The organism is Sphingomonas sp. BAUL-RG-20F-R05-02 (assembly GCF_022662305.1).
Classification (GTDB): Bacteria; Pseudomonadota; Alphaproteobacteria; order Sphingomonadales; family Sphingomonadaceae; genus Sphingomonas.
Genome location: NZ_JAKNQH010000023.1, coordinates 20,123 through 27,838 on the forward strand (window position 1 = coordinate 20,123; position 7,716 = coordinate 27,838).

6 protein-coding genes are annotated in these 7,716 nt (G+C 65.7%); all 6 read left to right on the top strand.

Going from position 1 to position 7,716, the window contains the following annotated elements:
• Window positions 1-5: 5 nt before the first annotated feature.
• The 6 genes from mce (at window position 6) to L8F97_RS20600 (ending at window position 7,548) form a co-directional block, all read left to right on the top strand.
• Complete coding sequence (gene mce / locus L8F97_RS20575) at window positions 6-449, top strand: methylmalonyl-CoA epimerase (protein ID WP_242154349.1); 444 nt, start codon at window positions 6-8, stop codon at window positions 447-449.
• Window positions 446-2,623: a methylmalonyl-CoA mutase gene (gene scpA, locus L8F97_RS20580; protein ID WP_242154352.1), complete on the top strand. Its 2,178-nt coding sequence runs from the start codon at window positions 446-448 to the stop codon at window positions 2,621-2,623. Before mce ends, scpA begins: the two co-directional genes overlap by 4 nt.
• Before the next feature lie 101 nt (window positions 2,624-2,724).
• Complete coding sequence (gene bioB / locus L8F97_RS20585) at window positions 2,725-3,723, top strand: biotin synthase BioB (RefSeq protein WP_242154364.1); 999 nt, start codon at window positions 2,725-2,727, stop codon at window positions 3,721-3,723.
• 45 nt (window positions 3,724-3,768) lie between these two features.
• Window positions 3,769-5,784, top strand: coding sequence for an acetyl/propionyl/methylcrotonyl-CoA carboxylase subunit alpha (locus L8F97_RS20590; RefSeq protein WP_242154354.1), 2,016 nt, complete (start codon window positions 3,769-3,771; stop codon window positions 5,782-5,784).
• A 51-nt stretch (window positions 5,785-5,835) separates the two neighbouring features.
• Window positions 5,836-6,585 (top strand): electron transfer flavoprotein subunit beta/FixA family protein, encoded by a 750-nt coding sequence (locus tag L8F97_RS20595; protein ID WP_242154356.1) that lies wholly within the window; start codon window positions 5,836-5,838, stop codon window positions 6,583-6,585.
• 33 nt (window positions 6,586-6,618) lie between these two features.
• Window positions 6,619-7,548 (top strand): electron transfer flavoprotein subunit alpha/FixB family protein, encoded by a 930-nt coding sequence (locus L8F97_RS20600; protein ID WP_242154358.1) that lies wholly within the window; start codon window positions 6,619-6,621, stop codon window positions 7,546-7,548.
• Window positions 7,549-7,716: the final 168 nt, after the last annotated feature.

The window sequence follows — 7,716 nt, forward strand, 5'->3', positions numbered from 1 at the left end:
CCCCGATGAGGCTGGGACGGCTCAACCACATCGGTGTCGCCACGCCCGATCTCGAGAAATCGATCGCCTTCTACCGGGACGTGATGGGGGCGACCGGTATCTCCGCGCCCGTCGTGCTGGAGGATCAGCAATTGCGCGTCTGCTTCATCGACACGCCGGGAGAGCATGGCAGTGCGGGCACGCAGATCGAACTGCTGGCGCCGCTTGGCGAAGACACTGTGGTCGGCCGGTGGCTGAAGGCGAACCCGCTCGGCGGCCAGCATCATGTCTGCTACGAGGTGCCTGACATCCACGCCGCCAAGGCGTGGTTCGAGCACCTCGGCAAACGCGTGCTGGGCGAGCCGCGCATCGGTGCGCACGGCACGCCGATCTTCTTCGTCCACCCCAAAGACATGGGCGGGCTCCTCACCGAGATCATGGAGAGCCCCGGGCAAGGGGCGCATCGATGAGCGACGACTTGTCAGAGCGCGATACGTCGCGCGCCGCAAGCGGGCCGACGCTCGACCAATGGTCCACCGCCGCCGCCAGGGAGGTAAAGGGCAAGGACCTCACCTGGCAAACGCCCGAGGGGATCGCGGTCAAGCCGCTCTACACCGCTGAGGATGTGGCGGACGTCGATCCCGGCCTGCCGGGGTTCGCGCCGTTCACCCGCGGCGTGCGCGCGTCGATGTATGCCGGTCGCCCGTGGACGATCCGTCAGTACGCCGGTTTTTCCACCGCCGAGGCGTCGAACGCGTTCTATCACCGCAACCTCAAGGCCGGGCAGAAGGGCCTGTCGGTGGCGTTCGATCTCGCCACGCATCGCGGCTACGACAGCGACCACCGCCGCGTCACCGGCGATGTCGGCAAGGCGGGCGTGGCGATCGACACGATCGACGACATGAAGATCCTGTTCGACGGCATCCCGCTCGACCAGATGTCGGTCTCGATGACGATGAACGGCGCGGTGATCCCGATCCTCGCCTTCTTCATCGTCGCGGGCGAGGAGCAGGGGGTGAGCCGGAAACTGCTCGACGGGACCATCCAGAACGACATCCTCAAGGAGTTCATGGTCCGCAACACCTATATCTACCCGCCCGAGCCGAGCATGCGGATCATCTCCGACATCTTCGGCTACACCAGCCGCGAGATGCCCAAGTTCAACAGCATCTCGATCAGCGGCTATCACATGCAGGAAGCCGGCGCGACGCAGGTGCAGGAGCTTGCCTTCACCATCGCCGACGGCATGGAATATGTGAAATACGGCGTGGCGTCGGGTCTCGACATCGACAGATTCGCCGGCCGCCTGTCGTTCTTCTTCGCGATCGGCATGAACTTCTTCATGGAGATTGCCAAGCTGCGCGCCGCGCGCGTGCTGTGGCACCGCGCGATGACGCAGTTGGGCGCGCAGGACGAACGTTCCAAGATGCTGCGCACGCATTGCCAGACGAGCGGGGTCAGCCTCACCGAGCAGGACCCCTACAACAACGTCATGCGCACCACCATCGAGGCGATGGCGGCGATGCTGGGCGGAACGCAGAGCCTCCATACCAACGCGCTCGACGAGGCGATCGCGCTGCCGACCGACTTCTCCGCGCGCATCGCTCGCAACACGCAGATCGTGCTGCAAGAGGAAACGGGGATGACCAAGGTGGTCGACCCGCTCGGCGGCAGCTATTATGTCGAGAGCCTGACGCAGCAGCTGGTCGATGCCGCGTGGCAGATCATCGAGCGCGTGCAGGCCGAAGGTGGCATGGCCAAGGCGGTCGCCGACGGCTGGCCCAAAAGCATGATCGAGGAGGCGAGCGCGGGCCGCGCCGCGCGGGTCGATCGCGGTGAGGACGTGATCGTCGGCGTCAACAAATACCGGCTCGCCGAGGAAGCGCCGATCGACATTCTCGACGTCGACAACGTCGCGGTGCGCGAGGCGCAGATCGCCCGCATCAACACGGTCAAGGCAGGGCGCGACGCGGCGGCGTGTCAGGCGACGCTCGATGCGCTGCGCGAGGGCGCGCGGGGCAGTGCCAATTTGCTCGAACTCGCCGTCGAGTGCGCCCGCGCCCGCGCCACGCTGGGCGAGATCAGCGCGGCGATGGAGGACGTGTTCGGCCGCTACGACACCAAGCCGACGCCGGTGTCGGGCATCTACGGCGGCGCGTACGGCGAGGACGCGCAGTGGCAGGGGCTGAAAGACGGTGTCGGCTCGATCACCCGCGCCAAGGGCCGTGCGCCGCGTATGCTCGTCGCCAAGATGGGGCAGGACGGGCATGATCGCGGCGCCAACCTCGTCTCCTCCGCGTTCGGTGATCTCGGCTTCGAGGTGGTGCCGGGGCCGCTGTTCCAGACGCCGAAGGAGGCCGCCGATCTCGCCATCGCCTCCGACGTCGACGTGGTCGGCGCCTCCAGCCTCGCCGCCGGGCACAAGACGCTGATCCCCGAACTGATCGGCCACCTGCGCGAAGCCGGCCGCACCGACATCAAGGTGATCGCCGGCGGTGTGATCCCGGCGCAGGATTACCAGACGCTCCGCGATGCCGGCGTGCAGGGGATTTTCGGGCCGGGTACGAATCTGGTGGACGCGGCGGGCGAGGTTTTGAAACTGCTCGGGCACAACATGCCGCCTGTTGAGAAAGTCGCGTTATGATCTTGGATCTCATCGTCGGCGCATCTTCGGGCGTGGCAGTGCAAAACAACATTAAGAGCGCTCAGGCTGCGGCACGGTTGCACGACAAACCGTCAACGGGTTTGCGCACCGACTGGAGCCGCGCCGAGATCGCCGGGCTGTTCGCGCTGCCGTTCGACGAACTGATGTTCCGGGCGCAGACTGTCCACCGCGCGCGCCATGCCCCCTCGCAGGTGCAGCTTTGCACGCTCCTGTCGATCAAGACCGGCGGCTGCCCGGAGGATTGCGGCTATTGCAACCAGTCCGCCAGTGCCGAGACCGACCTCAAGGCGTCCAAGCTGATGGACGTGCGCACGGTTCTGCAGTCGGCGGCGCAGGCGAGGGATGCCGGCTCGCAGCGCTTCTGCATGGGCGCCGCGTGGCGCAACCCCAAGGACAAGGACATGCCCGCCATCACCGAGATGGTGCGCGGCGTGCGCCAGATGGGGATGGAAACCTGCATGACGCTCGGCATGCTCACACCCACGCAGGCCGATCAACTTGCCGAGGCGGGTCTCGATTACTACAACCACAATATCGACACTTCGCCGGAAAAATATGGCGAGGTTATCACCACGCGCACCTTCCAGGACCGGCTCGACACGCTGGAGAACGTGCGCGAGGCGGGCATCAACGTGTGTTGCGGCGGCATCGTCGGCATGGGCGAGACCCGCGCCGACCGTGTCGGCTTCGTTCACGCGCTTGCCACGCTGCCGCGCCACCCGGAGAGCGTGCCGGTCAACGCGCTCGTGCCGGTCAAGGGCACCGTGCTCGGGGACATGCTCGCCGACACGCCGCTCGCCAAGATCGACGATATCGAGTTTGTCCGCACCGTCGCGGTCGCGCGCATCACCATGCCGCTGAGCATGGTACGCCTCTCCGCCGGGCGCGAGAGCATGTCGGAAGCGACGCAGGCGTTGTGCTTCATGGCCGGCGCCAATTCGATCTTCACCGGGGACCGGCTGCTCACCACCGGCAATCGCGGCGACAGCGCGGACGCGGTGTTGTTCGAGAAGCTCGGCCTTGTCGCGATGCAAGGCGAGGAGCCGGCGCGTGTCGCCACGGCGTCTACGTCGTGCTGAAGCATAGCCGCGACTTCTCCACATCCGAAACTTAGGCGAGGAACGATGTTCAAGAAAATCTTGGTCGCCAACCGTGGCGAAATCGCCTGCCGCGTCATGCGCACCGCGAAGGCGATGGGCATCGCCACCGTCGCGGTCTATTCCGATGCGGATGCGCGCGCGCCGCACGTGCTGATGGCGGACGAGGCGGTGCGGCTCGGGCCGGCACCGGCGGCGGAAAGCTATCTCAAGGCCGAACTGATCCTGCTCGCCGCGCGCGAAACCGGCGCGGACTGCATCCACCCCGGCTACGGCTTCCTCTCCGAACGCGAGAGCTTCGCGCGCGCCTGCGCCGATGCCGGCATCGCCTTCGTCGGGCCGCCACCCAAAGCTATCGCCGCGATGGGCGACAAGATCGAATCGAAGAAACTCGCCAAGGCCGCCGACGTCAATGTCGTCCCCGGTTTCCTGGGGGAAATTGCCGATACAGACGAGGCGGTGAAGATCGCCGGGGAGATCGGCTATCCGGTGATGATGAAGGCGTCGGCCGGCGGCGGCGGCAAGGGCATGCGCCTCGCCTATAGCGAGCAGGATGTGCGCGAAGGCTTCGAGGCGACCAAGCGCGAGGGCTTGGCCTCGTTTGGGGACGACCGCGTCTTCATCGAGAAGTTCATCGAATCGCCGCGCCACATCGAAATCCAGGTGATGGGCGACCAGCACGGCAACATCGTCTACCTCGGCGAGCGTGAGTGCTCGATCCAGCGCCGCCACCAGAAGGTGGTCGAGGAAGCGCCGTCACCGTTCGTCACCCCGGCGATGCGCAAGAACATGGGCGAACAGGCGGTCGCGCTTGCCCGCGCGGTCGGCTATTACTCGGCGGGTACGGTCGAGCTGATCGTGTCGGGCGCGGACACGACGGGGCAGGGCTTCTACTTTCTCGAAATGAACACGCGGCTTCAGGTCGAACACCCCGTTACCGAGGCGGTCACCGGGCTTGATCTCGTCGAACTGATGATCCGTGTCGCCGCCGGTGAGGCGTTGGCGTTTACGCAGGACGAGGTGACGCTGACCGGCTGGGCGATCGAGAACCGCGTCTATGCGGAGGACCCGTATCGCGGCTTCCTGCCCTCGATCGGGCGGCTGGTGCATTACGATCCGCCCGAGGACGAGCGCCCGGACTATGGCTGGGTCGCGACCGGTGCTCCCTATGTCCGCGTCGACGACGGCGTGCGCGAGGGTGGTGAGGTCAGCATGTTCTACGATCCGATGATCGCCAAGCTCATCACCCACGCCGATACCCGGATCGAGGCGATCGACCTCCAGATCGCCGCGCTCGACCGGTTCGAGATCACCGGGCCGGGCAACAACCTGGATTTCCTGTCGGCGCTGATGCAGCACGACCGCTTCCGCAGCGGCAACATCACCACCGGCTTCATCGCCGAGGAATATCCGGACGGCTTCACCGGTGCGCCCGCCGCGCCCGAACTGCTCGCGCAACTGGCGGCGGTGGCGGCGTTCGCGGCGACGGCGGAGGCGGACCGTGCGCGCCAAACCGACGGGCAACTTGGCCGCCGGCTCGATCCGCCCGCCGACTGGGTGGTGCGCATCGCCGGCGACGACCATGCCGTGTCGCTGTCGGAGGACCGCATTACGGTCGACGGCACCGACGTCGACATCGCGATGGAATATACGCCCGGCGACCGCGTGATCGACGCGGAGATCGACGGCACGCCGTTGTTCGTGAAGATCGCCCGCACGCGCACCGGCTTCCGCCTCAATGCGCGGGGCGCGATCCACATCGCGCGCGTGCTGCCCGCGCATGTCGCGCCTTATGCCAGACACCTGCTGGTGAAGGTGCCGCCCGACCTGTCCAAGTTCCTGCTGTGCCCGATGCCGGGGCTGCTCCAGAAACTCTACGTCGGTGCGGGTGACAAGGTCGAGGCCGGTCAGCCGCTCGCGGTGGTCGAGGCGATGAAGATGGAGAATATCCTGCGCGCCGAGAAAGCGGGCGTGGTGAAGGCGGTCAACGCCGCTGCGGGCGACAGCCTCGCGGTGGATGCAGTTATACTCGAGATGGCGTGAGACGGAGTTAACCGTCGTACCCAAGACCGTTACGCATAGAGAGGAACGGATGTGAAAGTGCTGGTGCCGATCAAGCGTGTGCTTGACTACAACGTGAAGCCCCGCGTGAAGGCGGATGGGACGGGTGTCGATCTTGCCAACGTCAAGATGAGCATGAACCCGTTTGACGAGATCGCGGTCGAGGAGGCGATCCGCCTGAAGGAAAAGGGCGTCGTCACCGAGATCGTCGTGGTCTCGATCGGCGAACCGAAGGCCCAGGACACGCTGCGCACCGCCTTGGCGATGGGCGCGGACCGCGCGATCCTCGTGACGAGCGAAACCAAGGTCGAGCCGCTCGGCATTGCGAAACTGTTGAAGGCGATCGCAGACGAGGAACAGCCTTCGCTGGTGATCCTCGGCAAGCAGGCCATCGACGACGACAACAACCAGACCGGGCAGATGCTGGCCGCGCTGACCGGATGGGGCCAGGGCACCTTCGCCTCCAAGGTCGAGGTAAGCGGTGGTGCGGTGACGGTGACGCGCGAAGTCGATGGCGGCGCCGAGACCGAGAAGCTCACGCTCCCCGCGATCGTGACCACTGATCTGCGCCTCAACGAGCCGCGCTATGCCTCGCTGCCCAACATCATGAAGGCGAAGTCGAAGCCGCTCGCGGCCAAGATCGCCGCCGATTACGGCGTCGACGTCACGCCGCGCCTGACCACGCTCAAGGTCGAGGAGTCCGCCAAGCGCTCTGCTGGCGTCAAGATCGCGAACGTCGACGAACTGGTCGACAAACTTAAGGTGCTCGGCGTCGTCCAATAAGGACGCCCAAGCCAACTCATAAGGATGGAAAGTATGAAAGCGCTTGTTCTTGTCGAGCATGACGGCCACGCGATCAAGGATGCCACGCTGCCGACGGTCACCGCCGCCGCCAAGCTGGGTGACGTGACGTTGCTGGTCGCCGGTCAAGGCGTCGGAGCGATTGCTGAGGCGGCCGCGAAGATCGCCGGCGTGGCCGAGGTGCTGGTCGCCGACGACGCCGCGCTGGCGCACATGTTGGCCGAGAACGTCGCGCCGCTCGTGGCCGGCTTGATGACAGACTATGACGCGTTCCTGGTGCCTGCCACCACCAACGGCAAGAACATCGCCCCGCGCGTGGCGGCATTGCTCGACGTGACCATGATCTCGGAGATCCTGTCGGTCGAAGGTCCGGACACGTTCACGCGCCCGATCTACGCCGGCAATGCAATCGCGACAGTGCAGACCAAGGACGCCAAGTCGGTGCTGTCGGTGCGCGGCACCGCGTTCGAGAAGGCGCCGGCTGAGGGCGGCGCGGCGACGATCGAGCCAGTGTCCGGCGCGGCGGACGCGGGCGTGTCAGAATACGTCGGCAGCGAGATCGCCACATCAGCGCGGCCGGAGCTGACCTCGGCCAAGATCATCGTCTCAGGCGGCCGGGCGCTGCAAAGCGGCGAGAACTTCACCGCCCTGATCGAGCCGCTCGCCGACAAGCTTGGCGCGGGCGTCGGCGCGAGCCGGGCCGCGGTCGATGCAGGCTATGTGCCGAACGACTATCAGGTCGGCCAGACCGGCAAGATCGTCGCACCCGAAGTGTACATCGCGATCGGCATATCAGGCGCGATCCAGCACCTTGCCGGCATGAAGGATTCGAAGGTCATCATCGCCATCAACAAGGACGAAGATGCCCCGATCTTTCAAGTCGCCGACGTCGGCCTGGTCGGCGATCTGTTCAAGATCGTGCCGGAATTGACCGAGAAGCTGTGAGGATAGATAGGCTCCTTCCCCGCTGGTGATACATTTCGCAAAGGCACCGCGTTCTTCGAGACCAGAGCCCGAGCGGGGCTAGTGGGGAACGGGCCGTTACTATCGAGCTCTCTGCGCGTAATTACCCACCCCCTTGCGGGTGAGCGAGATCACTGATTCAAAGGGGTC

Bases quoted from the DNA above. Each gene is read 5' to 3' on its own strand.
- mce (WP_242154349.1), top strand. From the start codon at position 6: ATGAGGCTGGGACGGCTCAACCACATCGGTGTCGCCACGCCCGATCTC.
- scpA (WP_242154352.1), top strand. From the start codon at position 446: ATGAGCGACGACTTGTCAGAGCGCGATACGTCGCGCGCCGCAAGCGGG.
- L8F97_RS20590 (WP_242154354.1), top strand. From the start codon at position 3,769: ATGTTCAAGAAAATCTTGGTCGCCAACCGTGGCGAAATCGCCTGCCGC.
- L8F97_RS20600 (WP_242154358.1), top strand. From the start codon at position 6,619: ATGAAAGCGCTTGTTCTTGTCGAGCATGACGGCCACGCGATCAAGGAT.